We start from the raw sequence: 25027 nt of genomic DNA, 5'->3' as shown, positions 1-25027 counted from the left end.
TATTTCGCCGACACGGGGTCGGCGAATACCGGTACACAGTTACAACAGTCCCTATCAGTCGTCCGCGAGAACGGGCTGTCCGTCCTCGCCGGGAACGGTGAGCAGGCGGTCGAGCGCGTCGACCATCGCACGGACGCTCGCGCCCGTGATGTCCGCGTCGTTCGCGGCCACCGTAACGGAGTGGTCGCCGCGGCTCATTTCCACCTCGACCGTGACGACGGCGTCCGTGCCGCCGGTGATAGCGTCGACGTGGTATGATTCGAGCGTGGCGTTCGCGGCGGAGCCGAGCGCCTCGCGCACGGCGGTGACGGCGGCGTCGACCGGTCCGCTCCCGGTGCCGCTGGCGAGGCGCTCCTCGCCGTCGACTTCGAGGCGGACGCTGGCGGTCGGAGTGCCGCCGCCGCTGGCGGCGGTGAGGCCCTTCAGTTCGACGCGGCGCTCGCGGTCGCGCCCCGTCACTTCCTCGGCGATGGCAAGGAGGTCGGCGTCGGTGACGCGCTTGCCGCGGTCGCCTATTTCCTTGACGCGCTGGACGACCTCTGTGAGTTCCTCGTCTGAGACGTCGACACCGTGTTCGTCGAGGGCGGCGCGGGCACCGGCGCGTCCGGTGTGTTTGCCCAGGACGATCCGGCGCTCGCGGCCCACCTTCTCCGGCGGGTACGGCTCGTACATCTGGTCGTCCTTGAGCGTCCCGTCGGTGTGGATGCCGCTCTCGTGGGTGAACGCGTTCGCGCCCGTGACCGCCTTGTTCGGGGCGGTCTGGACGCCCGTCGCGCGGGCGACAGTCTGTCCCAGGTCGTACAGTTGCGTCGTGTCGACTGTCTCGATGTCGTAGGAGTGGTCGAGCGCGATGGCGACCTCTTCGAGCGCGACGTTGCCGGCGCGTTCGCCGAGGCCGTTGACCGTGGCGTGAATCAGGTCCGCGCCCGCGGCGACGCTCGCGAGTGCGTTCGTCACGCCGAGACCCAGGTCGTCGTGGGTGTGCGTGCTGACCGGGCCCAGTTCGGAGAGGCGAGAGATGGCCTCGACCGCCCGTTCGGGGCCGGCGTGGCCCACGGTGTCGGCGTAGCAGACGCGGTCCGCGCCCGCGTCGAGCGCCGCGTCCATGAGGCGTTCGAGGAAGTCGAGGTCCGCGCGTGACCCGTCTTCGCCGATGACTTCGACCCAGAGGCCGTGGTCTTTCGCGTACTCGACCAGGTCCACGGTGTCTCGCACGACCTCGTCGTGGGTCGTGTCGACCTTCGTCTCGATGTGGCGGTCGCTCGCCGGGACGACGAGGTTAACGCCGTCGACGCCGCAGTCTATCGCGAGGTCGATATCGTTGCGGACCCCGCGGGCGAAGCTGGTGATCCGCGCGTCCAGACCGAGGTCGGTCACGCGCTGGATAGTCCGGCGCTCGCCCTCGCCGGTACAGGCGCTTCCGGCCTCGATTACGGAGACGTCGGCGCGGTCGAGCGCCGCCGCTATTTCTGCCTTCTCGTCAGGCGTGAGCGAGATGCCGGGTGCCTGTTCCCCGTCACGTAACGTCGTATCGAGAAGCTGTACGTCCGCACCGTCTTTGAGATTAGTTGATTCGGGAGGAACCCCGAATAAATCGGCCACCGGTCATGAGTAACCAGTTGCTCCTTATCGCCAGGGGACGTATAAACCGTTCGTTGTGACAGATTTTGCGACGGGGCGGATCAAGCGTCGATACGGACCGTGTCGCCGGCGTTTACGTCCGCAGCGCCGCCCGCGGCGAGTTCGACGATGGTGTCTGCCGTCGCGGTGGCGACGCTTCGCCACGGGGCGAGCGTCTCGACCCGGGTCACGGTGCCGTCGTCGACCCAGATCACGTCGATAGGTACCCGGACGAACAGCGTGTGGATGCCGCGGCGCTTCGTCCCGTCGAAGGGAAAGACGAGTGCGTAGTCTGCCGGCACCTCGGAGCGGAACATCAGACCGCGCAGCCGAGTCCCGAACGAGTCCGCCGTCTCGACGTTCGTCGCGAGCGTGCGGATAGGACCGTTACAGTCGCTCTCGCCGCTGGCCTCCCCCTCTCTGCTGTCGTTTCCGCCGCTGCCCGGATCGTGAACCAGTCGCACGAACGAGGGTCTTCCGGAGCGCGAAAAAGCGTTGCGGTGCGCCCGTCCGACAGTATCAAAGTGCTCGCCGCCGATCCCCGGGTATGGAGAAGACGCCCGAGGGAACCTCCGTCGGGGTCGACGACCCGTACGAACACGCGGATGTCTGCGACCACCTGACCGACGACGGTCGCTGTCGGTTCGCGTTCGACCACCCCGAACAGGACCGTGACTTCGCCCGGAAGCGCCGCGAGGACGAGTTCGCCTGTCCCGTGGTCGACCCCGATGCCGACGTGTCGTGTCCCGGAGAGGAGGCGAGCGGCCGAGGCCCGGGCGGTGATAGCGACCGCGACGAGTCGGCGGTCGACAGCGCCCGGTCTCCAGGCGGCGACTGGGCGTGGGCGGACTGCCCGCACTTCCGGTCGCGCAACAGCGACCGCGAGTGCATCCGCTGTGGCCTAGACGAGCGCCGGATGGCGCACTCGGACGAGCGTCCGCTGCTCGAAGAGCACCACCTCTCGTACTCGCAAGCCGGCGACACGCTTTCTCACGAGATAACCGTCTACCTCTGTCGTTGGTGTCACGCAAAGGTCCACCAGTCCTGGGCACGAGTCACTGACGACGCGTCACCGGACACGGCCGCCATCGCCGCCAAGGAGGAACGCCGGAGCAAGGAGCAGTCGGAACTCGGTTTCGAATCGGCCGCGGACCGCTACGACGAGTAAGCGGTCCTCTCGTTCCGGTTCACGGACGCCGGATCCGCCGTGTGACGCGGCAGTCGAGATAGACCCGAAACGGCCAGTCGACTTTTCAGCCGTCACGTCGGAGATTCAGTATGAGCGAGTCGCGACCGACGCAGGTCGGCCACGTCCATCTGAAGGTCCGGGATGTCAGCCGTTCCGTGCAGTTCTACACAGACGTTCTGGGCCTGGAGGTCGAGGACGAATACGGCCAGTTCGCGTTTCTCTCGTGGGGGAAACACCACCACGACGTCGCCCTTCAGGGCGTCGGCGAGGACGCCCCGGGACCTGGGCCCGGCATCGGTCTGTACCACGCGGCGTTCGAAGTGGAGACGGCTGATGCGCTCCGGGCCGTCTACCGTCGCCTGCGCGACCGTGAGGTGACAGTCACGCCGGTCGACCACGGTATCAGCAAGGCGCTGTACTTCGACGACCCCGACGGGAACGGGATGGAGGTGTACCTCGACACGCGAACGGCGGATCACGAGGCGTGGGAGGGACAGAACCGTCGGTTCGACCCCGAAGCGCTGTAAGCGAGCGGTCGTCCCGAAGCGCTGGGAGCGGCCAGTCACACCCCAAGTGCTTGGAGCGTCCGGCCGCTATCGGAGGATGTCACCGATACGGCGCGGTTCGCCGTTGAGGTCCGGGTTCTCCGCGACTATCTGCAACACCTCGTGGTCGGTCGCGTCGTGGTAGTCCTTCTGAATCGCGTCCTCGATCAGGGCTTTCTCCAGACGGAACTCGGTGCCCTGATACACCACGTCGACACCCTTGTCGTCGAAGGAGAGCGTAGTCATATCGTCCGATACGACGCTTGCGGATAAAAACCTGAAGAAGCGGAACGCGGAGAGACGAGGCGCGGCGGACCGTCGATCAGCGCCGTCGTCAGACGGTCGTCAGACGGTCGCGGGGGGTTTATTATCACGGGACGGAGTGGGTGTAGTGTGTCTTTGAGTACGAATCCCCTCGACGAGTTGGCCATCCCGGACGGGACCACCGTCGAGGAGCACGACCTCGTGACCGACGGCGACGTCGTCGTCGGGAACCGAAGCACCGTCGAGTTCGGCGTCCGAGGACGGAACGTCCTTGCGGGGGAAGGAGTTCGCTTCGGCGGCGATATCGAAGCGGAAGGCGACTCTCGCCTCGACATGTGGTGTGACGTGGCCGGCAACGTCCTCGTCGGCGAGGACGCCTACCTGGGCGAACGGGTCCACGTCGGCGGCCGGTTAATGGTCAGCGGCGACCTGGACATCGGCGACGACGTCGAGATAGAGGAGGGGTTCGAAGCCAACGGCTGGATCGTCATCCGGAACCCGATGCCGACCATCGTCTTCCTGTTCGTCTACCTCTCGCAACTCCTGCGCATCGGCGAGGACGAGGCCGCACAGGAACTCGTCTCCGAAATATTCGACGACGATGACCCCGAACACGAACCGCTGGTCGTCCCGCCTAACGCGACCGTCAACGACGACGCGTGGCGCGTCTCGACGCCCGCGACCATCGGCGACGACTGCCGGATCCACGGCAACATCCGCGCCGAGGAGATAACCGTCGGCGAGGACAACAACGTGTTCGGAAGCCTCCGCGCCCGCGGCGACATCCACGTCGGCCAGGGGACCCGGATCCACGGCGACGTGACGACGCGGAACGGCCAGGTCGAACTCGCCCCCGACGCCGAGGTGCTCGGCGACGTCTCCTGCGGGTCGCTCGAACTCGCTGACGGTGCCGCCGTCGACGGCGCGATGCGCGCGAGCGACGAGATACGGATGTTCCGCCCGGACGGCCGCGAGATCGAGTGATCAGTTCGTTCGCTCGCGGCGCTCGCTCCCCCGCTCGAACGTCTCCTCCTCGCCGACGAGTCCGAACAGGTTGTCGAACTCCTCGTCCGGCAGGCTGTTGTGCACGTCGTCAAGTTCGCTTCTCGGAACGAGGTCGCCGACCAGCGCGACGATAGCCTGTGCATAGAAGACAGCGTCCGACTCCTCGACGTCCGCACGGTCGCAGACGCGGTCGACGAACTCGTCCCAGTCGAACCGCTGACCGTGGTCTGCGCTTTTCAGAAACGTCCTACTGGTCAGTCTGCCGCTGGACACTACAGATGTGTGCCCCGTCTTCGAGGTGAGTGAGTACGAGCGATTCCGAGATCGAACTCCCGTCGGAGCGTTTACCGACTGCGGTACCCGACCAGTGGCCGCAGTCTTTCAACTCGGGGAGGATATCGTCGTGGAACCGTTCGACCTCCTCGTCGGGATACAGTTCTTCCCAGTGCCGTCCGATGAGGTCTTCCTTCGACCGTCCGTAGATGGATGCGTAGGCCTCGTTCAGGTACAGATACGTTCCCTCCGAACTGATGACTCCGATCCCCTCTTGCGTGGATTCGAGAGCCTGGAAACACTGCTTGAGCCGCTGTTCGGTTTGATACTTGTCGATGTGGTTCTGAATGCGGTTGGCCAGAATTTCGAACACGTCGGACGTGCCGCCTTTCTGAAGGTAGTCCGAGACGCCCTCGGAGATGGCCTCGTCCGCGACTTCTTCGCTTCCTTTCCCGGTGAACAGGATGAACGGGAGCATCGGGTAGTCGTTCCGGACCCGCCTGAGAAGTTCGATGCCGTCTAGCGTCGGCATGTCGTAATCGCTGACGACACAATGGATATCGTCCGACGAGACGAGTTCCAGTCCCGCTTCGGGGTCGGTTCGAACGATGATCCGTGCGTCGGGTAGCTTGTTCCGTAATCGCGTTTCCGCAAGATCTGCAAACGCTCGATCGTCCTCTATCAGTAGGATCTGTAGCTCGTCGGTGAAAGATGGAATCGGGAATTGATCTACAGAAAATGACATCTTCCTGCGTTTTTTGTACTTCTCAGACTTGTAAATTTTGTTGGTATTCTAACACTACCGTCGTGGTACGACGCCGGGACCGAGAGAGACGAACGACAACGGGGCCGTTCGTTCTGACGGGCGTGAAGCCGCGCATCACTTCGCCGGATTTCCGCACAGAACACCGAAACAGAGACGCCCGACAGTATATTTGCGACAGGAGGTTTGTTTCGATCGGGGGGAAACAATGTACCAGAACCGAACTGACGCGGGGCAGCAACTCGCCGGCCTGCTCGTCCGCGAAGGCGTCGACGCCGACGTGGTCCTCGGCATTCCCCGGGGAGCGATGCCGGTCGCCGCACCCGTGGCCGAAAGGTTGCAAGCACCGCTCGATATCGTCGTCGTCCAGAAGATAGGCGCGCCGGACAACCCGGAACTCGCCGTCGGTGCGGCGGCGGCCGACGGGAGCGTTTACCGCAACGACGACCTCATCGACAGGCTAGGCATCTCCGAGGAGTACGTCGAACAGGAGCGGCGGAACGAGGCCGAGAACGCACACGAGAAAGCGCAGACGTACCGGGAGGAACCGGTGGAGTTGCGGGGAAAGCGGGTGATAGTAGTCGACGACGGCGTCGCCACCGGTGCGACGGCGATCGCATGCCTCAGACAGGTCCGCGACGCCGAGGCGTCGTGGGTCGCGCTCGCGGTTCCGGTGGGATCGCCGGATTCGATCGCGGAACTCCGGGCGGAGGCCGACGCGGTGTACGCGCTGGAAACGCCGCGCGGGTTCAGAGCCGTCGGCCAGTATTACCGCGATTTCGGCCAGGTGACGGACGAAGAAGCGATGCAGTACCTTCAGGGAGAGTCGCCGTGAACCGAAATAGCGAAGACGGCGTCTTCGACAGCCCCGTCGACGGCGTCGCGCTGGAGGGCGAACTGGAGACGGTCGCGGAGCTAGGCGCTGAATGGTTCGAGACGCACCACTGAGTTCGATAGACGGAGTCTCCGTCTGCGTTACGCGTCGGCCGAGAGAAGAGACGGGCCGGTGAAAACGACTGCGGTCATCAGGCGGGCGTGATGGTGCCTTCGGCTTCGAGCAGTTCCTTGTAGCGGTTGCGGATGGTGACCTCACTGATGTCGGCCACTTCGCTGACTTCGCGCTGGGTGATCTGCTCGTTGGTCAGCAGCGGGGCCGCGTAGACGGACGCCGCGGCCAGGCCGACGGGCGACTTGCCGCTGTGGACGCCCTCTTCTTTCGCGTTCTGGAGCAACTGGCGGGCGCGCCGCTCGGCCTCGTCCGAGATGTCGAGGTCGCTTGCGAACCGGCCGACGTAGCTCTCGGGGTCCGCCGGCTGGACTTCGAGACCGAGTTCGCGGACGATGTAGCGGTACGTCCGCTTGAACTCCTGGTCGTCGATGCGGCTGACGTTGGCGACTTCGTCGATGCTTCGCGGCGTGTTGGCCTGCCGCGCAGCCGCGTACAGCGAGCTGGTCGCGACGCCCTCGATGGAGCGGCCGGGCAACAGGTCCTCTTCGAGCGCGCGGCGGTAGATGACGGACGCGGTCTCGCGGACGTTCTCCGGGAGGCCGAGCGCCGACGCCATCCGATCGATCTCGCCGAGTGCCTGCTTCAGGTTGCGCTCCTGGGAGTCGCGGGTTCGGAAGCGCTCGTTCCAGGTGCGCAGGCGCTGCATCTTCTGGCGCTGGCGGGAGTTCAGTGAGTTGCCGTAGGCGTCCTTGTCCTGCCAGCCGATGTTCGTCGAGAGCCCCTCGTCGTGCATCATCTTCGTCGTCGGTGCGCCGACGCGGGATTTCTCGTCTTTTTCCTTGGCGTCGAACGCGCGCCACTCCGGACCGCGGTCGACGTTGTCCTCTTCGACGACGAGACCGCACTCTGCACAGATCGTCTCGCTGCCTTCGGTGACGAGGTCGCCCGAACACTCGGGACAGACCTGCTCGTGTTCGGTCTCCTCTGTTGTCTCCTCTTCTCGTTCAGTGTCCGTTACTCGCCTCTGGTTGCCGGTATGGATGCTTGTTTCAGTCATTGATTTGTACCGTGAGAGGGCAGCGACTGCCGGTGGGGAAAAACCCGAAGAAGACCGGAAGCCACGCTTCCTATCCATAGACAAGGGCGAAAGCTACTTAAACCTTTCGCCGATATTGCGAATCCCGCACAATCTACCGCCGCATTCGACGTGCATTCTAGGCCGTTCAATATTGGCGTATACAGGCCAGCTACGGCACTGTACCACAGACTACCTGAGAAGTCCAATTGCCAACGGTATTGCTCACCATGTACATTCATGATTGTGAGATGTTCACGTGGTGGCCGATGGTCGGCAGGATCGAAAGGCAGTTTTCGGCGTCGGCGGTAGGGCCCGTATGCTCTCGATCGCGCTTGCCGGGAAACCGAACGCCGGCAAGTCCACGTTCTACACCGCGGCGACGCGGGCCGATGTCGACGTCGCGAACTACCCGTTCACGACGATCGACGCGAACCGCGGCGTCAGCCACGCCCGGACGACGTGTCCCTGTCTCGACCGCGACCGTCGCTGTGACAGCGACAACTGCCGTGACGGGAAGCGCTACGTCCCCGTGGAACTGTTAGACGTCGCCGGTCTCGTCCCGGGGGCACACGAAGGGAGGGGCCTGGGCAACCAGTTCCTCGACGAACTCACGAACGCCGACGCGATAATCAACGTCGTCGACGCGAGCGGCGCGACCAACGAGGAGGGCGAACCCGTCGAGATCGGCGACCACGACCCGATGGACGACATCGACTTCGTCGAGGAGGAGATGGACCTGTGGCTCGCGAGCATCGTCGACCGGAACTGGGAGTCGGTCATGCGCAAGTCCCGCTCGCCCGACTTCGACATCGACGACGCGCTGGCGGAGATGCTCACCGGGTTCGGTGCGACGGAGGCCGAGGTGGCCGCCAGCCTCCGCTCGATCGAGTATCCGGACGAACCGCAGCAGTGGACCGACGAACACAGGGAAGCACTGGCACGCGACGTTCGCAGGCGCACGAAACCCATCATCGTCGCCGCGAACAAGATAGACGTCGCCCCCGAGGAGAACGTCGAGCGGTTGCTCGAACTGGACAAGCCCGTCATCCCGACTACCGCGGAGGGCGAACTCGCCCTTCGCAACGCCGCGGACGCGGGCGTCGTCGACTACGACCCGGGCGACGGGACGTTCGACATCGTCGGCGACGTGAGCGACGACCAGCGCACGGCGCTCGAAGGCCTGCGCGAGGCGACGGCCGAGTACGACGGCACCGGCGTCCAGGCGGCCCTGAACTACGCCGTCTACGACCTACTCGACCGGGTGACGGCCTACCCCGTTCAGGACGCATCCAAGTGGACCGACGCGACGGGGACCATGCTTCCCGACGCCTTCCTTCTCCGTCGTGGGTCGACCCCCGTCGACCTGGCCTACGCCGTCCACAGCGATATCGGCGACGGCTACCTCCACGCAGTGAACGCAAAGACCAGCCGGGAGATCAGTGACGGGTACGAACTCGAAGAGGCCGACGTTATCAAGATCGTGAGCACTAACTAACGGAATCAGCACACGCCAAACCGCCGTTCTATCTCGTTTCAGCCGGGTACGGTGCCAGTACGGGAACCGGTTTGAGTCACTCTAACGGTCGTGCGTAGTCGACCTGTTTCGGTCGGAACCCCGTATCCCTGTAGAACCGGCGCGCGTCTTCGTTCTGCCACTCGCAGGAAACTTTGACGTGGTCGCACCCCTGGTCGCGGGCCATCTCGACGACGCGCTCGACGACTTTCGAGCCGTGACCCTGGTTCCGGTGGTCTCTGTCGATAGCGAGGTTCACGATCCGGAGATACTGAGAGTACTGTCGGGAAGGGTGGTTGCCGTCGCGAAGCGTAACAAAGCCGATCGTCTCGTCCTCGTGAACGACGAGGTAGTCGGTGATTTCGTCGTCGTCGAGATGGTCGCGGAAGCCGTCGTCAGGGACTTCGGTGATTTCCGCATAAGCGAGTTCATTCAGTTCGTCGTACGGTTCCATCGCTTTTGCGAGGGAATACCAGCGGTCGACGAGCGTGTCGAGGTCTTCCTCACCGGCTTCGACGAGTTCCATACGACGATCCTCCGCCGCGTCCACTTTACGTTTCGCAGGGTGTGTTTCGGTCCGTCATAGCTCGGGAAAGGGACTGGTACTGTCGGACGTAACTGTTGCAGATATTTCGCGGGCGCGTCCCCGCGGAATTCTCCACTGACTTCCGTCCGGCAGTATGTGAGGTGAGCCGACAGTCCGTTCTCGGTTGCGTTCGCCGACGGGGAGTCGGCCGGCCGTCGATCCCTTCCATCTTCGTTCGCGTCTCTCCGCCGACCCTTGCATCTCCGTCCGTACATCTCAATTGATATCCATTGACATACCCGACCCTTTTGACCGTATTCGTTGTCCGCTTCTCTCATGGGGGGAGACAGCCACGCGGTCGTACTCGCCGCCGGCCTGGGTCGCCGGTTGCGGCCGCTGACCGAGGACACGCCGAAGACGCTGTTAGCAGTGGACGACAAACCGATCCTCGACCACATCACGGACGCGCTCGCCGCGACGGGGTACGAGGACCTCACCGTCGTCACGGGCTTCGAGGAAGCCCAGATCCGGGCCTCTCTCGTCGGCCACGACGACCTGTCGGTGTCGTTCGTCCACAGCGACCGGTTCAGGGAGACGAACAACCTCTACTCGCTGTGGCTCGCCCGCAACCGCATCGGGGACGGGTTCACGCTGATCAACTCGGACACCATGTTCCCGCGGTCGGCCCTCGGCCGCCTGCAGTCGGCGGAGGGGTCCGCGCTCGTCGTCGACGCCGAGAAAGACCTCGGCGAGGAGGAGATGAAAGTCGACACCGACGGAGACACCGTCGTCGACATCGGCAAGGAGATAGACAGCGCGACGGGCGAGTACATCGGCGTCTGCAAATTCGACGAGCGCGGAGCGAAGCGAGTGGTCGACGCGCTCGACCGGTTCGTCGACGAGGGACGGGTAAACGAGTGGTACGAGGCCGCCTTTCGGGAGACGTTCGACGACATCGACGTCGGCATCGTCGAGGTGGGCGACGACTGGATCGAGATAGACGACTTCGCGGACCTCCAACGGGCGCGTCAGATGTGGCAGGCCCGGACCATTCCGGAGTGAGCGGATGGGCGCGTTCGGGGTCCTGCTGTCGCTGCTTGCGCACCGTCTCGCCGTTCTGTTCCCGCGGCGCGACGACGTGTGGGCGTTCGGCTCGCGCGGCGGAACCGGGTTCGAGGGGAACACGAAGTATCAGTTCCTGCACGTCGCGAACCGGGACGACACCGACGTTCGCCCCGTCTGGATCACCGAGGACGAGGACCTCGTCTCCGAACTCCGGGACGAGGGGTACGGCGCTCGCCGCGCGTCGAGCCTTCGCGGCATCTGGACGCTTCTGCGGGCCGGTCGAGTGTTCGTCACCGGGGCGCTGACGGACGTTCCGATCTGGCCCACCGGCGGCGCGGAGGTCGTCCAGTTGTGGCACGGTGTGCCGCTGAAGCGAATCTCGACCGACTCCGCGGCGTACGCCGACGCCTCGCTCCCGGACCGTCTCGCCAAACGGTACGTCTACCGCCAGTTCGACTGGGTGACGGTGACCTCGGCAGGGGTGTCGGAGCACTTCGCGTCGGCCTTCCGTCTCCCGCTCTCGCGGATGGCGGTAACGGGATACCCCAGGACGGACGTGCTGTGGCGGGACGTTCCCGGCGCGACGGTGGGGTTCGACGGGCGCGTACTGGACGACATCGCGGACTTCGACGCCGAACGCGTCGTCGCGTACTTCCCGACGTACCGAAACGACCCGGACCGCACACCGGCGTCCGCTCTCGACTTCGCGGCGCTCGACGCCTACCTCGCCGACCGCGACGCCGCGCTCCTGCTGAAGTTTCACCCCGCAGACCAACCCGACGTTGACCTCGACGACTTCGATCAGATCCGTCGGCTGCCGTCGGACGCGGACCCGTACCCGCTGCTGGAACACGTCGACGTGCTCCTGACGGACTACTCCTCTATCTACTTCGAGTTCCTCCTGCTCGACCGCCCCGTAGCGTTCTACGCGTACGACCTACCGGCGTTCGAGGAAGCGAACGGCCTCTACTTCGAGTACGACGAGTACGCGCCGGGACCCGTCGCTACCGACTTCGACGGCCTGACGGCCGCGCTGGACCGGTGTTTCGAGGACCCGTCCGCGGACGCCGACCACCGGCGGCGCGTCCGCGACGAGATGTTCGACCACCGCGACGGCCGGTCGGCGGAGCGGGTCTGCGCGCTCGTCGAGGACGAAAGAGACCGCTGAGAAAGCGCGGTTCTACGCCGCAGGCCTCCCCCTCGACACGCCGCCGTCCGTCCATTCTACACACTACTGTCCTCCCAGTCTCCTCTCTACTGCCCGCCGTTCTACTCCTCGCCGATCACGTGTTGTAACTCTAGTTACAACAGTTCTGCGTTCACTATCATCCTCACGATACCATTTAATCCGTGCTGTCGTACGGTCGGTCGGTAAATGGAACGCAAACCAGAGGCCGGGGGGATCCCACAGACGTTCGCGCGGTGTACCGAGTGCGGTACTATCTATCCCGCACAACTGACCGACGACGACAACCTGCGACCGGTCGGAACTGACGGTAGCTGTAGCTGCGGGAACGACGAGTTCGAACCTCCCGCTTTGCAGTAGCCGCCCCGTCTCTCGGAGCCCGGCGTTCGACTCGACGGCAGGCGGTTACGCCGTCGCGACGAAGACGCCGACGTCCTTCTCGGCTCGAAAGACGCCGTCCTCGAACCGCTCGGCGAACGCCTTCCGGAGAGGGTCGCGGTCCGACTCGTCGAACTCGTCGCGGGAAAGCGCGTACTCGACCAGCGGTTCGACCGCCGTCACTTCGAGAGCGTCGTCGTACGTCCGGCGCTCGACGCGTTCGAAGAACGGGTCGAGCTGTGCCGCCCCGTTTTGCAGGTCGAACCCCGCGGCCCGCGGCAGTGCCTCGCCGGCGATTTCGGCCATCACGTCGTACAGCGCCTGCATGTTCGACTCGCCGTTGGTCGACGCGTAGAGGCGACCACCGGAGTTCAGCACGCGACGGATCTCCGCGAACGCCGCCTCGCGGTCCGGGACGTGATACAGCATGTGGTTGGCGGTCACGATGTCGAACGTCTCGTCGCCGAAAGAGATGTTCTCGGCGTCCATCACCTCGAAATCGAACCCGTGCGAGCAGTCCGCGAGGTTGTTGCGGGCCGCTTCGACCATCCCCGGCGAGAAATCAGTCACCGTCACGTCTACCCCGTCCGGGATCCGCTCGCAGTTCTCGGACCAGAGCGCTCCCGGCCCGGACCCGAGCGTGAGGACGCGGCCCTCCGGCGGCAGGTCGAACTGGTCGAAGAGCCAGGGGTGGAGGTCGTGGTCCGCGGTGCTGTACCGCTCGTGGAGGGCCGCCCGCGCGTTCAGGTTCGATGCGTCCGCGTACTGCTCCGCCAGCGCGTCGGAGTCGTCCAGCCAGTCGCTCATCCGCGTTGGTTCGCCGTCGTTCGGGATAAAACTGGTTTACGCGAACGGTTCGAACCACACCGCCGCGACGAGGACGGCGAGAAACACGTACGATCCGCGAACGAGCAACATCGTGGCGAGTTCCGGTTCCGCGCGGCGGGCAACGAGTGCCACAGCGCCGAACGCGAGAACGGCGAGGACGCTGGACGGGGGGAACAGTTCCGCCGCGGAGAAGGCGACGACGGCGAGCAGAGCGGTCGCCATCAGCAGGAACGCGACCGTCCGCGCCCGCTCTTTACCGAGGAGGACGGCAACCGTCCGCTTGCGGATGGATCGGTCGTACTCGTAATCCTGCGCGTCGTCTATCACCTTGACGCCGGAGAGCAAGACGAGGAAGACGACGCCGAACGCGAGCGCCGTCGCGCCGACCGTGCCGGCCTGGACGTAGTGACCGCCGACGATGGCGAACACGATGCCGAGCGGGTAGCCCGTCGTCGCGGTCACGGGGTTCATGTCGAGTTGCGGCGCGTGGTGGTAACCGATGAGCCACGTCGGCAGGGTCACCAGCGCCGCGCCGACGCCGACGAGCGCCCAGAGGCCGGCGAGACACACCGCAAACAGGACGCAGACCCCCGCGAGAGCGGCCTTGCATCCGCGCTCGGTGAGCGGGTGGTCGTCGTCCTCGCCGCGGACGTGGAAGTCGACGTAGCCGTCCTTCACGTGGGCGGTGTACACCGCCGAGAAGACCGCGACGACGTGCAGTCCCGCGACGACCGGGGCGACGCCGCTCGCGAGGACGCCGCCGAACAGCGACGCCGCCAGCGGCGGGAGCATGAACACCGGATGAACCTGCGAAAGGAGCGCTCGAAGCGCCGGTTCCGGTCCGGTACCGCGGCGCGAGATGGCCATAGGTTCAACATGGACTCGACCGAACATAACGTTCGGGGCGTTCGGAGAATTCGACCGGACCCGTGGCCGGCTACACGGCCGGACTGACACTGAGCGGTTCGTTCCGTCAGCGAACCGCTCGCGTCGCCTCGCCCATGACCTCTAGCGCCTCTTTCAGCGTCTCGATGCCCGTCGCATAGGAGATGCGGGCGTAGCCCTCGCCGTGTTCTCCGAACGCCTCGCCGGGGACGACGACGACGCCGCGGTCGATACACTCGTCGACCCAGCCCTCGGGAACCTCCGGCATCGCGTAGAACGCGCCGCGAGGCGTCGGGGTGTCGAGGCCGATGTCCGCGAGGCCGTCGAGCAAAACGTCGCGGCGCTCCTCGAAGGCGGTCACCATCTCGTCGACGGGTTCCTGCGGGCCGGTGAGGGCCGCCTCTGCGGCGAACTGCGCCGGGGCGCTGGCGCAGGCCTGCATGTACTGGTGGACGCGGAGCATCCGCTCGATCCGCTCGTTGGACCCGGTCACCCACCCGAGTCGCCATCCTGTCATCGAGTACGTCTTCGAACACGCGCCGACGACGACGACGTTGTCGCTTTCCGCGTACGCCATCGGCGAGTGGTGTTCGCCGTCGAAGACGATGTACTCGTACACCTCGTCGGAGATACAGAGCACGTCGTGTTCGTCCGCGATCCGGGCGAACTCGCGGATATCGTCCTCGCTCTGGACCGCACCGGTCGGGTTCGCAGGGCTGTTGACGATGAAGACCGCAGTGTCGTCGGTGATCGCGTCCTCGACCGTCGCGGGGTCGAGAGTGAGGTCCTCGCGCAGTCCGACTGGCTTCGGCGTGCCGTCGGCGAGATGCGTCAGGGCGTCGTAGGAAACGAACCCGGGGTCCGGGAAGATAACCTCTTCGCCGGGGTCGACGTGAGCCTCGATCGCGAGGTGGAGCGCCTCGCTCCCGCCCGAGGTCGCGATGATGTCGTCGGTGTCGACCGAAAACGCTCCGTCGCGGTCGTACTTCGCGCTGATCGCCTCGCGGAGACCGATCGTCCCCTTGTTCGACGTGTAGGCGTCGGCGTTGCCGTTCTCGACGGCCTCGACGGCGGCCTGCCGAGCGTGGCTCGGGGTCGGGAAGTCCGGTTGCCCGATACCGAGGTTGATCGCGTCCTCGCTTGCAGCCTCGAACACTTCTCGTATCCCGCTCATCGACACCTGTTCGACCCGGTGTGAGAACTCCGTCATGGAGTATACCGATAGCGCCGCCCGCTTAACTGTTCGTGGTCCGCTCCCGTCACCGACGCGTGGACCGTCTCCCGTCAGCGATACGTGGTCTGGCTTCGGTCATCGACGAGTGACGGTCGTCCGGAACTCGAAACGTGCGCCACCGCCGGACTGCATCCGGTGCGTACCGCCCGCATCTCCGTCGAGCGCAGTTCCGCCGGTGGTAGCGTGTCGGCCGGTCTCGGAGTCACGTTCCCGGTCCGAGGTGTCCCCGGAGCCCCTGAGTAACCGGGCGGTGTCGGTTCGGTCGCCGTCCCCGCTCACCGTCGCCGACACCGACCACCCGTGCCCCTCGGCGATCCGCTTGACGATGTTCAGGCCGAGCCCGGTGCCGTCGTCCGCCGTCGTGTATCCCCGGTCGAACACCCGTTCCGAGTCCGATACGGGGATTCCGGGACCGTCGTCCTCCACGTAGAAACCCGCCCCAGTCGTGCCGACGCGCACCGTCGCGTCCGGACCCGCGTGTTCGACCGTGTTTCGGAAGAGGTTCTCGAATAGTTCCCGAAGGCGGGTGCCGTCGGCCTCGACCGTCGGGTCGCCGTCCGGCAACTCCAGCGTCGCATCGCCGGTGGCCACGCCGTCCCAGGCGTTCCGGGAAACCTCGACCAGCGACACCGTCTCCGGGTCGCTGACGACTTTCCCCTGGCGAGCGAGCGCAAGCAGTTCATCGAGGAGGTCCTCCATCCGGTCGACCCCCTCGCAGATCGCGTCGAAGTGCTCCGCTTCGCCCGTCTTTCGGGCGAGGTCCAGATGACCCTGAATGACGTTCAGCGGGTTACGCAGGTCGTGGCCGACGACGCTGGCGAACTCGTCCAGACGTTCGTTCTGCCCTCGGAGCGCCTCGATCCGGCGTTTGCGCTCGCTGATGTCGCGGATGACACCGACCGACCCCGCGTAGTTCCCGTCGTCGGTGAGGACTGCCACGTTGTTTTCGGTGAGTATCCGCTCGTCGTTCGCAGTGACGCTTTCCATCTCATAGGTCCCCCAGTCGCGTTCGTCGTCCTCGTACAGGTCTCTGAGCAGTTCGGTCCCGCGCTCGTAGTCCCCGTCGCCCACGAACTCGCTCGTGTGCGTCCCGACGATATCCGCACGGTCGTAGTCGAGATGCTCGGCCATTGCCTCGTTAGCCATCGTCACGACTCCCTCTTCGTCGAGGATGTACATCGGGTCGCCGACGGCCTCGACCAGCGTTCGGTAGCGGGCGAGTTCCCGCTCTCGTCTCTTCCGGTCGCTGATGTCGCGAATGACGCCGACTGACCCTGTGAGTTCCCCGTTGTCGTCGGTGAGGACGGCGAGGTTGTCCTCGTACTGCCGCAGTTCGCCGTCGGCGTCCGCGATTGCGAACTCCAGTCGCCCGCGCTTCCGGTCGTCGTCGCTGAGGATCTCCCCGATCAACGACTTCGCTTCCGCGACGGCGTCGTCGCCGATGCGTTCGCCGGGATGCGACCCAATGAGGGCCTCTCGCGACTTGTTCGTGAACTCGACGTGAGTCTCGTTGACCATCGTGATCCGCCCCTTCTCGTCGAGCGCGTACATCGCGTCGCCGGCCGTCTCGACGAGCGTCCGGTACCGTTCCAGTTCCCTGTCGCGGGCCGCCCGGGACGTAGTGATATCCCGGACACGGCCCCGGGCGACGCGCGGCGGATCGTCGACGCGGAAGTAGTCCGTAGCGCCAGCGTGTAACGCCTCGTCGACCCCCTCCTCTCCGTCGGTCACGAACAGAACGCCGGGGGCGTCGTCGGCGGTGGCGAGCGAACGGATCAGGTCCGTCGCCCCGTCGACGCCGTTCTCGACCAGAACGCCGTCGAAGCGGCCCGCATCGAGTTCGGCGCGCGCCTCCGCGGTGTCGTCGACTGTGACGGACCGGTCAACGGCCGCGGCGACGCCGTCCGCGACCCTCTCGTTGCCGACGACGAGGAGTCGCTGCTCCGAGAGAGCCATATGATGTTCTGTTCACACAAACCGGACCACGATAAATGGTGTGGCTGGCCGGGACCGTTCGGAACCGCCGCTCTACTCGCGGGCCTCGCGCAGTTCCTCGACGTGGTCCTCGATCCGGTCGAGCGCAACGTCGGCGTCCATGTAACCCTGTTCGTACTCCCCGAACACCGTGTCCGTATCGTCGAGAAACGTCTCAACTGCCGCTTCGAGGTCGCTCATGGTTCACAGTCGTTCCGCCAGACGCAAAAGAAACTACGATCGCAGTCGGCGATAGTTCGGCGGTCGACGGTCGGACCGGAGAGGCCCTAGCTCTCGCAAGTCAGTTCGGCAGTTCACCGACGCGGGTCGGCGAACACCGCGACACAGTTACAACGTTTCCCTCTCACTGGAACATTCGCAGCGGCTGAGCCTGCGAACTCTCCTGCTCGTTCGCTTCGCCCATCCGCTGTGCGAGTTGCTCCTTCTGGCTCTGGATCTCCTCGGCGCGGTCGACCAGGTCGGAGACGTTCGGGTCGATATCGGCGACCGGACCGATGCCGCGGTCGATAAGTACCCGCGCCGCCTCCGGGTCCGGGAACTGCGGGTCGCTCTCGACTATCAGACCGACGCCGTCGATGTTGCGCTCGGCCGCCTGCGATATCAGCGCGCCTGTCGGCCCCGCGATAGCCCCGTTTTCGGTCGGCGTACCGATGTCCAGGTCGTCGAGTATCCCGCCGGAGTCGCCCGTCGAGATGCCGAACATGTCCGGGGCACTCCCGTCTTTTTCGGCGGGGCGTCCGCTGAGGTACAGCGGCTTGGCGCCCGTCTCTTCGAGCCACGTCGTGACGCAGGTGGCGAAGTCGGTTGCGGTGTCCGCGGAGACCGGCACGTCGCTCTGGAGCGCGAGGAGGTTGCGCTCCCTGTCGGCGTACAGACGGACCGGCGGACGGACCGCCCGGTCGCCGTCCTGATAGACGCCGATCCGCGGGATGCCGTCGCAGTGTACGCTCGCGTAGTACTCCATGTCGAACTGTTCGACGATGTGGTCGGTCGCTATCTTCCCGACGAGACCGACGCCGGGCATTCCCTCGACCAGCCACGCTCCCTCGAAGTCGGCCTCGTCGCCGCGGAGTTTGACGTGCGCCATACACTGGACGTTTCGGGGACGAGTCTTAACCGTGGGGGTAGTCGCGAACCGCGGCGGGGAGGAGACAGCGGCCGCGAACGGTCGCTTCGAAACGCACTTGCGACCGCCGGGCGAATCCGCCGGTAATGGAACCACTGGAACGGTATCGCCCCATCGTCGACGATTTCGACGCTTTCCTCGACGCGTGTGAGCGGCCGCTCCCCTCGGCCGTCCGCGTCAACACGATCAAGTCGTCGACCGAGCGGGTTACCGCCGCGTTCGACGAGGCTGGCGTCGGCTGGGAGCAGGCCGACTGGAACGACCGCGTCATGACGGTGGAGACTGACCGCCCCGGCAACACCTGGCCGTACTTCCACGGCTGGGTCCAGGGCCAGGAGGAGGTGTCGTCGCTCCCCGCCGTCGTTCTCGACCCGAACCCCGGCGAGCGCGTCTGGGACGCCTGCGCCGCGCCCGGAAGCAAGACGACCCATCTCGCCGCCCTGATGGAGGACACCGGGACGCTCGTAGCCAACGACAACAACCTCGGTCGCCTCTCGGCATTGCGGTCGAACGCCGAACGTCTGGGCGTCTCGAACGTCGCCGTCACGAACCGGGACGCGCGGAACTTCTCGCTGAAACCGTTCGACGGCGAACCGTTCGACCGCGCGCTGGTCGACGTCCCCTGCTCCTGCGAGGGGACGGTTCGAAAGAACCCGGACACGTTCGACGAGTGGTCGTTAAACCACGTCCACAGCGTCGCGGGCGTCCAGAAGGGGATACTCCGACGCGCCGTACAGGCCACCCGCGAGGGCGGCACGGTCGTCTACGCCACCTGCACGTTCGCGCCAGAGGAGAACGAGGCCGCTCTCGACCACGTGATCGCCGAGGAGGACTGTCGCGTCGTCGAGATGGACATAGACATCGAACACGCGCCCGGCATCACGGAGTGGGAGGGCGACAGGTTCGACGACAGCGTCCGGAAGGCCGCCCGCATCTACCCCCACTTCCAGGACACCGGCGGGTTCTTCGTCGCGAAGTTGGAGGTGACGGCATGAGCGACGAACCACTGCGGACCGACGGCGGTCGGGCGGACGACGGCCGCACCAATGACGGCCAACAGTTCGACCGTCTCCCCGAGACGCCCGCGGACCGAGAAGTGGAGGGCCGCGCCTCCCGCCGAGAGGTCCTCGACTGGTGGGACGAACGCTTCGGCGTCCCGCCCGAGACGTTCGACGGGGTCACGTTCTGGGAGAAAGGCGCGGGGAAGGTCTGGGCGTTCGCCGGCGATGTCGACTCGCCGATCCGGATCGAGGGCCTCGGGCTGACGTTCATGCGGACCCGTCAGGAACACTGGAAGCCGACGACGGAGGCCGTCCAGCGATTCGGCGCTGACGCGGACCGGAACGTGCTCCGACTCTCCTCGGAGCAGGCCGAGCGGTTCGTCGCGGGAGAGGACCAGGAACTCGACTGGGACGGCGACTGGGGTTACCTCATCGCGGCGCACGAGATAGCCGGTGAGGACGCCCCGCTCGGCGTCGGCCTCTACCTGCACGGCGAACTCCGCTCGCGGATCCCGAAGGGGCGGCGGCGGGAGTTCTGAGCGGACGGGAAAGCGGTATCGCCCGCTCACCGCGGCGTCATGGTCAGCACGTTCACGAGCAAGGCGAGCAGTAGCGACCCAAGCAGCGACTCCACGCCGGCGAGAAAGCGCGCGAAGCTTCCGACCGGGCTGATATCGCCGAATCCGAGCGTGGGAACGTAACGACGCTGAAGTAGAGCTTCGCTGGTTTCCCGTCCTCGTCAGCGTGCCAGACGCACCGGTCGCGGTCTCCCCAGGTGGGACGCCAGCAGGTCGTCTCACCGACGTTTGGAATCGCTGTGACGTCGTGTACGTACCCACAGCGGTCCTCAAGCATGGGAAAAGCGAACCACGTTCTTCCCTATACCTGCCGGGGTCACTCGGACCGTTCGCGGACCGTTCCGCCGCCGAGTCCAGTCCACTCGACGCGGTAACCGAGGGTCGCGAGCGCCGCGCTGGCGTCGGTGATACCAGCCTCCTCGAGTACGGCGGTTGCCTCGTCGAGTTCCATCCCGGCCTCGATCCGCTCGCGGAGGTCCGACAGCACCGACGGGTGGACCAGCGTCCGTCCGACTCGCTCGTGGTCGGGAAACGCCTTGCCCTCTATCGCCGCCTCGCTGACGCCGTGGCGGTCGGCGAGCGTTTCCAGCGTCACTACGTCCTCTTCGGGGACGAGTTCGTCGGGGAGCGCCGCCGCACTCTCGGCCACGAGGTCGGTTTCGTACCGTCGGAGTGCGTCACGGACATCCTTGATTCGGACGGTCCCGGAGTAGAGGATCGCTCGATGGTCTCTCGCCTCGATCGCCTCGCCGACACCGAGGCTCTCGTCGGCGGCGACGAGCAGTTCCACGTCCTCGACGGCGTCCATCTGTGACAGTTTCTTCTCGACGTACTCGGGGGTCCAGAACCCCATTATCTCGAAGAACAGACGGAAGTTCGCGTGCTCGTACTCGAACGCGAAATCCGGGATCATCACGCGGGATCCGGCCGCCAGCGGCTCCGGTTCGCGGACGAGGTTCCAGTCCAGGTCCAGTGATTCGAACCGCGTCGCGAAGTCCGCCTCGACGCCGCTGTCGTAGGTGACGTCGGTCACCGGTTCCACGTCGAGGGGCCGAACGGGGTCGGAATCGGACAGCGATAGCTCCCGCTCCGTGCCCCGGTCGTCTATCGTCGCGGTCAGTTGCCACTCCCGAGCCTTCGCGACGGTGCGAAGCAAGCGAGCGAACCGCGTCCCGTAGCGCCGCGTCGACCGGAACAGGCGGGTCGGCCCGGTGACGACTACCTCGCGCTCGCCCGAGTCGGTTCGCAACACCTCGTACATCAGGCGGAGGCGCTTTACCGCGGAAACGAGCGCCTTCGGGTCCGAGGAACGCACGCGGACCTCCGTCGCGTCGAACAGGGCCGTCTGGGCCACCGAGAGGTTGTACTGCGCGATCAGGTCGTCCGGGTCCCAACGCGCGTCGAACGACGCGAGCACCTGGCGGTCCTCCCGGTCTGCGTAAAGCGCCGTCTCGACCGTTGCGGGGTCCGCACCCAGCGACTCCGCGGATTGGGACAGCGCCGCGTCTCGCTCCGCTTCAGCGACCACGCCGACCGCCTCCGCGGCGGCGAACGTTTCCCGACGCGCCCGCTCCGGGTCGACGCCCGCGCGCGTTTCGAACGTCGCCTCCCGCTCCAGCAGTTTCGCGAAGCCGCGGACGAGTTTGAAATCCTCGCTCTCGCGTTCGAGGTCGGTCAGGGCGTCCTGCAGGTCGCTCCGTTGCTCGCCGACGTGGCCCTGATAGGTTCCGAGAACTTTCGCGGCGAGCGGTCTGTGCTCGCGGCCGGCGAACTGCGGTCGGTAGCCCCCGCCGGCGCGCGAGACTCGAAGCAGGTCCTTCGTCAGCATCCGACCGGTAGTCGACGCGCCAGCGTCAAAAGCGGTCGGTCCGGGTCGCAAAGCATACGTCCCCCTGCTACCACGTGGCGGATATGAAACGGCGGGAACTCCTCCGGGCGCTCGGCGTCGCTGGCGTTGCGGGGCTCGCGGGGTGTGGCAAGAACCGCGACGAGTGGTCGGCACGCGAGGGGCCGCCCAAATCCGACGACTACCCCACCGCGTCCGAGTCGGGGAACGTCACCCTCAATCTGACTGCGACAGCCTCTCCCGGGGACGGTTTTACCTTCGTCGCCACGGATTACGGCGAGACGGACGACGGGTACCTCTCGGTCACGTCTACCGTCACGAACGAGACCGAAGAACCCCAGGCGGCCGTTCTCGTCTTCAAAGTGGTCGTCGACGAAACGACCTACGCCGAACGAGAGACTGTCCGCCTCGACCCCGGCGAGCGCGAGACCTACGAGTTCGTGTTCGACATAAAGCGCAGCGAATATCTCGAAGCGGACAGTAAGCGGATCGCCCCGAACTGGGAGCCCATCGAGGAGTGAGTTCGTCTCTGCTGCCGAAGCCGTACTCCGACGATACGCAAGCTCAGCGCGTCCTCTCACGTTCCGCTGAGACAAACTCATCGGCGGCGAGAGGCCACGCTAAGCACGTGACTTCTCACGTTCCGATGACACAAGGTCATCGACGGCGAGAAGCCACGCGCTCCTCCGCCGTTTCCTCGCTCACAATCTCGTAGAGGAGCGCTCGCCCTCCGTCCGCTTTCGGGCGCAGGATCCGTCCGAGACGCTGCGTGAACTCCCGCTCGCTGCCGCTGCCGGAGAGCACCACGGCGACGTTCGCATCCGGCACGTCGACGCCCTCGTCTAACACGTTCGACGTGACGATGCGCGAGTAAGTGCCGTCGCGGAACCGCTCGATGATCTCGCGTCGCTCGGCGGCGCTCGTGCGGTGGGTCACCGCCGGGATCAGGAACCGCTCCGAGATGCGGTAGGCGAGGTCGTTGTGGGCCGTAAACAGGATGACGCGGTCCTCGCGGTGGTCGTCGAGGATATCGGCGAGACGGTCGACTTTCCGCTCGCTACCCATCATGATCTCGCGAGCGCGTTGCTTGGCCAGTAACGCCTCGCGGGCCTCCGGGTCGTTCCCGGAGCGCTTGACGAGTTCCTGATAGTCGCTCCCGCTTCGCATCTGTATGTTCGACCGCACGAGGTAATCCGTGAAAACGTCCTGCTGGCGCTCGTACTCCTCGCGCTCGGCGTCGCTGAGCGAGACGGATATCCGCTTGACGTCGTACGGCGCGAGGTGGTCGCCGGCGAGTTCCTCCGGCGAGATGCGGTAGACGACGGGACCGATGAGTTCCTCTATCACCTCGTGGGCGTCGTCCGGTCGCTCGAACGTCGCCGTCAGTCCAATCCGCGGCGGTGCGGGGAGGAGCCGAGCTATCTCGCGGTACCCCTCGCCGCCGAGGTGGTGCACTTCGTCGAAGACGACGAAGCCGAAGCGGTTACCGATGTCGTCGGCCCGCAGGTACGCCGAGTCGTACGTCGAGACTGTAAGCGGTTCCAGCCGCTGCTCGCCGCCGCCGAGCTGTCCGACGGGGCGGTCGAACTCGGTTTCCAGTTCGCGCCGCCACTGCGTCACCAGGTCGATAGTCGGGGCGACGACGAGCGTCGGAACCGAGAGGGCTTCGAGCGCTTTGATCGCGATGACCGTCTTTCCGCTGCCGGTGGGCAGTTCGAGGACGCCGCGTTCGTCCGCATCCCGCCAGGCGTCCAGCGCGTCGGCCTGATACGCCCGGAGTTCGTACGCGGAGTCGAGGTTCGACAGCGGGTCGACATCGAGCACGCGGTCCTCGTACGTGACGCCGCGACCGTCGAGGCCCGCCAGCAGGTCGGCGTAGCGGAATCCCGGTGCGCGGCGGGTTTCCGACCGCGGGTCGCTCTCGACGAACGGCGGACACCACCCGTCACCCTCGATCCGAACGGTCCCGTTCTCGTAGCGAAGCGTGAGTGCGGCCACGCCCGCTCGTTGGCGCTACTGGTTTAAATCGGTCCCCGTCCGGTTCTGACGTGTCGGCCCTCCCCGGACCGGAGAGTCCACAGGCGTCTCTGCGACAGCGGGCGATGACTTACGGCCGTCAGTATGAAGTATTAAACCCGCCGGCCGTCTTCGTTCGGGCAATGAGCGAAGACGAGGGACCGGACGCCACGACGGGGGAACGAGACCCCGGCGCCGAGACGGAAGACGCGGAGACGGAACCGGAAGACGCCGAAGCGACGGAGTCCGAATCGGTGGGATCGGAACCGATAGAGTCTGAACCGGAGCGGTCAGCACCGGCAGAGTCCGAATCGACGGACCGCGAACTCGGAGGGGCAGAACCGACGCTGAGTGACCTCCCGGACAGGGTCGCCGAGTACGACGACGAACTCGGAGCGGAGGTCGGCGCACTGCTTTCGAAAGCGGTCGAACTCGACGAACGGGTGGACGAACTGGAGTCCGCGACCGAGGAGCGCGACGAGGAGATCGAGGACCTAGAGGACCGCCTGAAACGCAAGCAGGCGGACTTTCAGAACTACAAGAAACGCGCGAAGAAGCGCCAGGACCAGATCCGCGACCGCGCGACTGAGGACCTCGTCGAGCGACTACTCGACGTTCGGGACAACCTGAAGCGGGCCGTAGACGAGGACCACGACGACGTCGAGAGCATCCGCGAGGGCGTGAAAATGACGCTGAAGGAGTTCGACCGCGTGCTCGACGGGGAGAACGTCTCCGAAGTCGACCCGGAACCGGGCGAGGCGGTCGACCCCCAGCGACACGAGGTGATGATGCGCGTCGAGAGCGACCAACCGGAAGACACCATCGCCGAGGTGTACAAACCCGGCTACGAGATGGGCGAGAAAGTCCTCGAAACGGCGCAGGTCACCGTCAGCGACGGGAGCGGCGGGAGTGCCGACGTCGAGGCAGATCCGGACGCCGACGAGAGCGAACCGTCCGACTCGAACGGCGATTCCGTCGAGAAAACGGACGGCGGCGAGGTGGACGCCGACGAGGAGGCAGAAGCGATCGAACTCGGCGGCGAAATCGAAGGGTCCGACGACGCGGACGAGCGAGGGACCGGCGACGTTTCGGAGGCGAGCGACAACCAGATTAGCGACGCGATAGACGGGAGCGACAACTGACAGCGCGTATATAAGTCGAGGG

28 protein-coding genes are annotated in these 25027 nt (G+C 65.7%); 12 read left to right on the top strand and 16 right to left on the bottom strand.

The window, feature by feature from the left end; translation table 11 throughout:
• Positions 1-54: 54 nt before the first annotated feature.
• Positions 55-1602, bottom strand: a complete 1548-nt coding sequence (locus tag SM753_RS12065) for a (R)-citramalate synthase (RefSeq protein ID WP_135533620.1) — start codon at positions 1600-1602, stop codon at positions 55-57.
• An 80-nt stretch (positions 1603-1682) separates the two neighbouring features.
• Positions 1683-2084, bottom strand: coding sequence for a DUF192 domain-containing protein (locus SM753_RS12060; protein ID WP_323191782.1), 402 nt, complete (start codon positions 2082-2084; stop codon positions 1683-1685).
• A gap of 83 nt (positions 2085-2167) precedes the next feature.
• Here SM753_RS12060 and SM753_RS12055 point away from each other — a divergent pair, with 83 nt between their 5' ends.
• Together SM753_RS12055 and SM753_RS12050 are read left to right on the top strand one after the other, a co-directional pair.
• Positions 2168-2788, top strand: a complete 621-nt coding sequence (locus tag SM753_RS12055) for a hypothetical protein (RefSeq protein WP_323191781.1) — start codon at positions 2168-2170, stop codon at positions 2786-2788.
• A gap of 110 nt (positions 2789-2898) precedes the next feature.
• Entirely contained in the window at positions 2899-3336 is a 438-nt protein-coding gene (locus SM753_RS12050) for a VOC family protein (protein WP_135533622.1), read from the top strand.
• A 66-nt stretch (positions 3337-3402) separates the two neighbouring features.
• Here the strand turns inward: SM753_RS12050 and SM753_RS12045 are convergent, their stop codons facing one another.
• Positions 3403-3600: a DUF5800 family protein gene (locus SM753_RS12045; RefSeq protein WP_135533623.1), complete on the bottom strand. Its 198-nt coding sequence runs from the start codon at positions 3598-3600 to the stop codon at positions 3403-3405.
• A 147-nt stretch (positions 3601-3747) separates the two neighbouring features.
• On the opposite strand from SM753_RS12045, the gene SM753_RS12040 reads away from it, so the two are divergent.
• On the top strand, positions 3748-4602 hold the full coding sequence (locus SM753_RS12040) for a polymer-forming cytoskeletal protein (RefSeq protein ID WP_135533624.1): 855 nt from the start codon (positions 3748-3750) through the stop codon (positions 4600-4602).
• Here SM753_RS12040 and SM753_RS12035 read toward each other — a convergent pair whose 3' ends face one another.
• Complete coding sequence (locus SM753_RS12035; protein WP_323191780.1) at positions 4603-4896, bottom strand: DUF2267 domain-containing protein; 294 nt, start codon at positions 4894-4896, stop codon at positions 4603-4605. It abuts the gene before it with no gap.
• Positions 4871-5641, bottom strand: a complete 771-nt coding sequence (locus tag SM753_RS12030) for a response regulator (protein WP_323191779.1) — start codon at positions 5639-5641, stop codon at positions 4871-4873. Before SM753_RS12030 ends, SM753_RS12035 begins: the two co-directional genes overlap by 26 nt.
• Before the next feature lie 226 nt (positions 5642-5867).
• Here SM753_RS12030 and SM753_RS12025 point away from each other — a divergent pair, with 226 nt between their 5' ends.
• Complete coding sequence (locus SM753_RS12025; protein WP_323191778.1) at positions 5868-6494, top strand: phosphoribosyltransferase family protein; 627 nt, start codon at positions 5868-5870, stop codon at positions 6492-6494.
• A 190-nt stretch (positions 6495-6684) separates the two neighbouring features.
• On the opposite strand, the gene SM753_RS12020 is transcribed toward SM753_RS12025, so the two are convergent.
• Positions 6685-7665, bottom strand: coding sequence for a transcription initiation factor IIB (locus SM753_RS12020; RefSeq protein ID WP_323191777.1), 981 nt, complete (start codon positions 7663-7665; stop codon positions 6685-6687).
• Positions 7666-8002: 337 nt separating this feature from the next.
• On the opposite strand from SM753_RS12020, the gene SM753_RS12015 reads away from it, so the two are divergent.
• The gene (locus SM753_RS12015) at positions 8003-9181 is read left to right on the top strand and encodes a redox-regulated ATPase YchF (RefSeq protein ID WP_135533627.1); all 1179 of its coding nucleotides are present in this window, start codon (positions 8003-8005) and stop codon (positions 9179-9181) included.
• Positions 9182-9257: 76 nt separating this feature from the next.
• Here SM753_RS12015 and SM753_RS12010 read toward each other — a convergent pair whose 3' ends face one another.
• Positions 9258-9725: a GNAT family N-acetyltransferase gene (locus SM753_RS12010; RefSeq protein ID WP_323191776.1), complete on the bottom strand. Its 468-nt coding sequence runs from the start codon at positions 9723-9725 to the stop codon at positions 9258-9260.
• Positions 9726-10061: 336 nt separating this feature from the next.
• Between SM753_RS12010 and SM753_RS12005 the strand changes: the two genes are divergently transcribed.
• The 3 genes from SM753_RS12005 to SM753_RS11995 all read left to right on the top strand — a co-directional run bounded on the left by SM753_RS12005 (position 10062) and on the right by SM753_RS11995 (position 12336).
• Positions 10062-10787 (top strand): phosphocholine cytidylyltransferase family protein, encoded by a 726-nt coding sequence (locus tag SM753_RS12005; protein WP_323191775.1) that lies wholly within the window; start codon positions 10062-10064, stop codon positions 10785-10787.
• Between the two features lie 4 nt (positions 10788-10791).
• Positions 10792-11958, top strand: a complete 1167-nt coding sequence (locus SM753_RS12000) for a CDP-glycerol glycerophosphotransferase family protein (RefSeq protein WP_323191774.1) — start codon at positions 10792-10794, stop codon at positions 11956-11958.
• A gap of 207 nt (positions 11959-12165) precedes the next feature.
• Positions 12166-12336: a hypothetical protein gene (locus SM753_RS11995; RefSeq protein ID WP_168192926.1), complete on the top strand. Its 171-nt coding sequence runs from the start codon at positions 12166-12168 to the stop codon at positions 12334-12336.
• 45 nt (positions 12337-12381) lie between these two features.
• Here SM753_RS11995 and SM753_RS11990 read toward each other — a convergent pair whose 3' ends face one another.
• From SM753_RS11990 to SM753_RS11965, 6 genes are all read right to left on the bottom strand, one after another.
• Positions 12382-13161 (bottom strand): class I SAM-dependent methyltransferase, encoded by a 780-nt coding sequence (locus SM753_RS11990; RefSeq protein WP_323191773.1) that lies wholly within the window; start codon positions 13159-13161, stop codon positions 12382-12384.
• Between the two features lie 36 nt (positions 13162-13197).
• Positions 13198-14049, bottom strand: coding sequence for a UbiA family prenyltransferase (locus SM753_RS11985; protein WP_323191772.1), 852 nt, complete (start codon positions 14047-14049; stop codon positions 13198-13200).
• A gap of 106 nt (positions 14050-14155) precedes the next feature.
• Positions 14156-15277 (bottom strand): aminotransferase class I/II-fold pyridoxal phosphate-dependent enzyme, encoded by a 1122-nt coding sequence (locus SM753_RS11980; RefSeq protein ID WP_323191771.1) that lies wholly within the window; start codon positions 15275-15277, stop codon positions 14156-14158.
• A 99-nt stretch (positions 15278-15376) separates the two neighbouring features.
• Positions 15377-17257: a PAS domain-containing sensor histidine kinase gene (locus SM753_RS11975; protein ID WP_323191770.1), complete on the bottom strand. Its 1881-nt coding sequence runs from the start codon at positions 17255-17257 to the stop codon at positions 15377-15379.
• 72 nt (positions 17258-17329) lie between these two features.
• On the bottom strand, positions 17330-17476 hold the full coding sequence (locus SM753_RS11970; RefSeq protein WP_168192925.1) for a hypothetical protein: 147 nt from the start codon (positions 17474-17476) through the stop codon (positions 17330-17332).
• Between the two features lie 163 nt (positions 17477-17639).
• Positions 17640-18383 (bottom strand): PAC2 family protein, encoded by a 744-nt coding sequence (locus SM753_RS11965; protein ID WP_323191769.1) that lies wholly within the window; start codon positions 18381-18383, stop codon positions 17640-17642.
• Between the two features lie 125 nt (positions 18384-18508).
• Here SM753_RS11965 and SM753_RS11960 point away from each other — a divergent pair, with 125 nt between their 5' ends.
• Both SM753_RS11960 and SM753_RS11955 read left to right on the top strand, forming a co-directional pair.
• A complete protein-coding gene (locus tag SM753_RS11960) occupies positions 18509-19417 on the top strand; it encodes an RsmB/NOP family class I SAM-dependent RNA methyltransferase (RefSeq protein WP_323191768.1) in 909 nt (302 codons plus the stop codon).
• On the top strand, positions 19414-19962 hold the full coding sequence (locus SM753_RS11955) for a hypothetical protein (protein WP_323191767.1): 549 nt from the start codon (positions 19414-19416) through the stop codon (positions 19960-19962). The genes SM753_RS11960 and SM753_RS11955 overlap by 4 nt, the downstream gene beginning before the upstream one ends.
• 26 nt (positions 19963-19988) lie before the next feature.
• Here SM753_RS11955 and SM753_RS11950 read toward each other — a convergent pair whose 3' ends face one another.
• Both SM753_RS11950 and SM753_RS11945 read right to left on the bottom strand, forming a co-directional pair.
• Positions 19989-20096 carry a hypothetical protein gene (locus SM753_RS11950; protein ID WP_323192079.1) on the bottom strand — a complete coding sequence of 36 codons (108 nt, stop codon included), beginning with the start codon at positions 20094-20096 and terminating at the stop codon, positions 19989-19991.
• Between the two features lie 221 nt (positions 20097-20317).
• Positions 20318-21829, bottom strand: a complete 1512-nt coding sequence (locus SM753_RS11945) for a DUF790 family protein (protein ID WP_323191766.1) — start codon at positions 21827-21829, stop codon at positions 20318-20320.
• Positions 21830-21912: 83 nt separating this feature from the next.
• Between SM753_RS11945 and SM753_RS11940 the strand changes: the two genes are divergently transcribed.
• Positions 21913-22368 (top strand): hypothetical protein, encoded by a 456-nt coding sequence (locus SM753_RS11940; protein ID WP_323191765.1) that lies wholly within the window; start codon positions 21913-21915, stop codon positions 22366-22368.
• 136 nt (positions 22369-22504) lie between these two features.
• On the opposite strand, the gene SM753_RS11935 is transcribed toward SM753_RS11940, so the two are convergent.
• Positions 22505-23845 (bottom strand): DEAD/DEAH box helicase family protein, encoded by a 1341-nt coding sequence (locus SM753_RS11935; protein ID WP_323191764.1) that lies wholly within the window; start codon positions 23843-23845, stop codon positions 22505-22507.
• 161 nt (positions 23846-24006) lie between these two features.
• On the opposite strand from SM753_RS11935, the gene grpE reads away from it, so the two are divergent.
• Positions 24007-25005, top strand: coding sequence for a nucleotide exchange factor GrpE (grpE, locus tag SM753_RS11930; protein ID WP_369335350.1), 999 nt, complete (start codon positions 24007-24009; stop codon positions 25003-25005).
• The last annotated feature ends 22 nt before the right edge of the window (positions 25006-25027 follow it).

The sequence above is a fragment of the Halostella sp. PRR32 genome (assembly GCF_034808085.1).
GTDB lineage: Archaea > Halobacteriota > Halobacteria > Halobacteriales > Natronoarchaeaceae > Halostella > Halostella pelagica.
The sequence above is the reverse complement of the archived record's forward strand: the minus strand, read 5'-3'. Positions and strand labels throughout refer to the sequence as shown.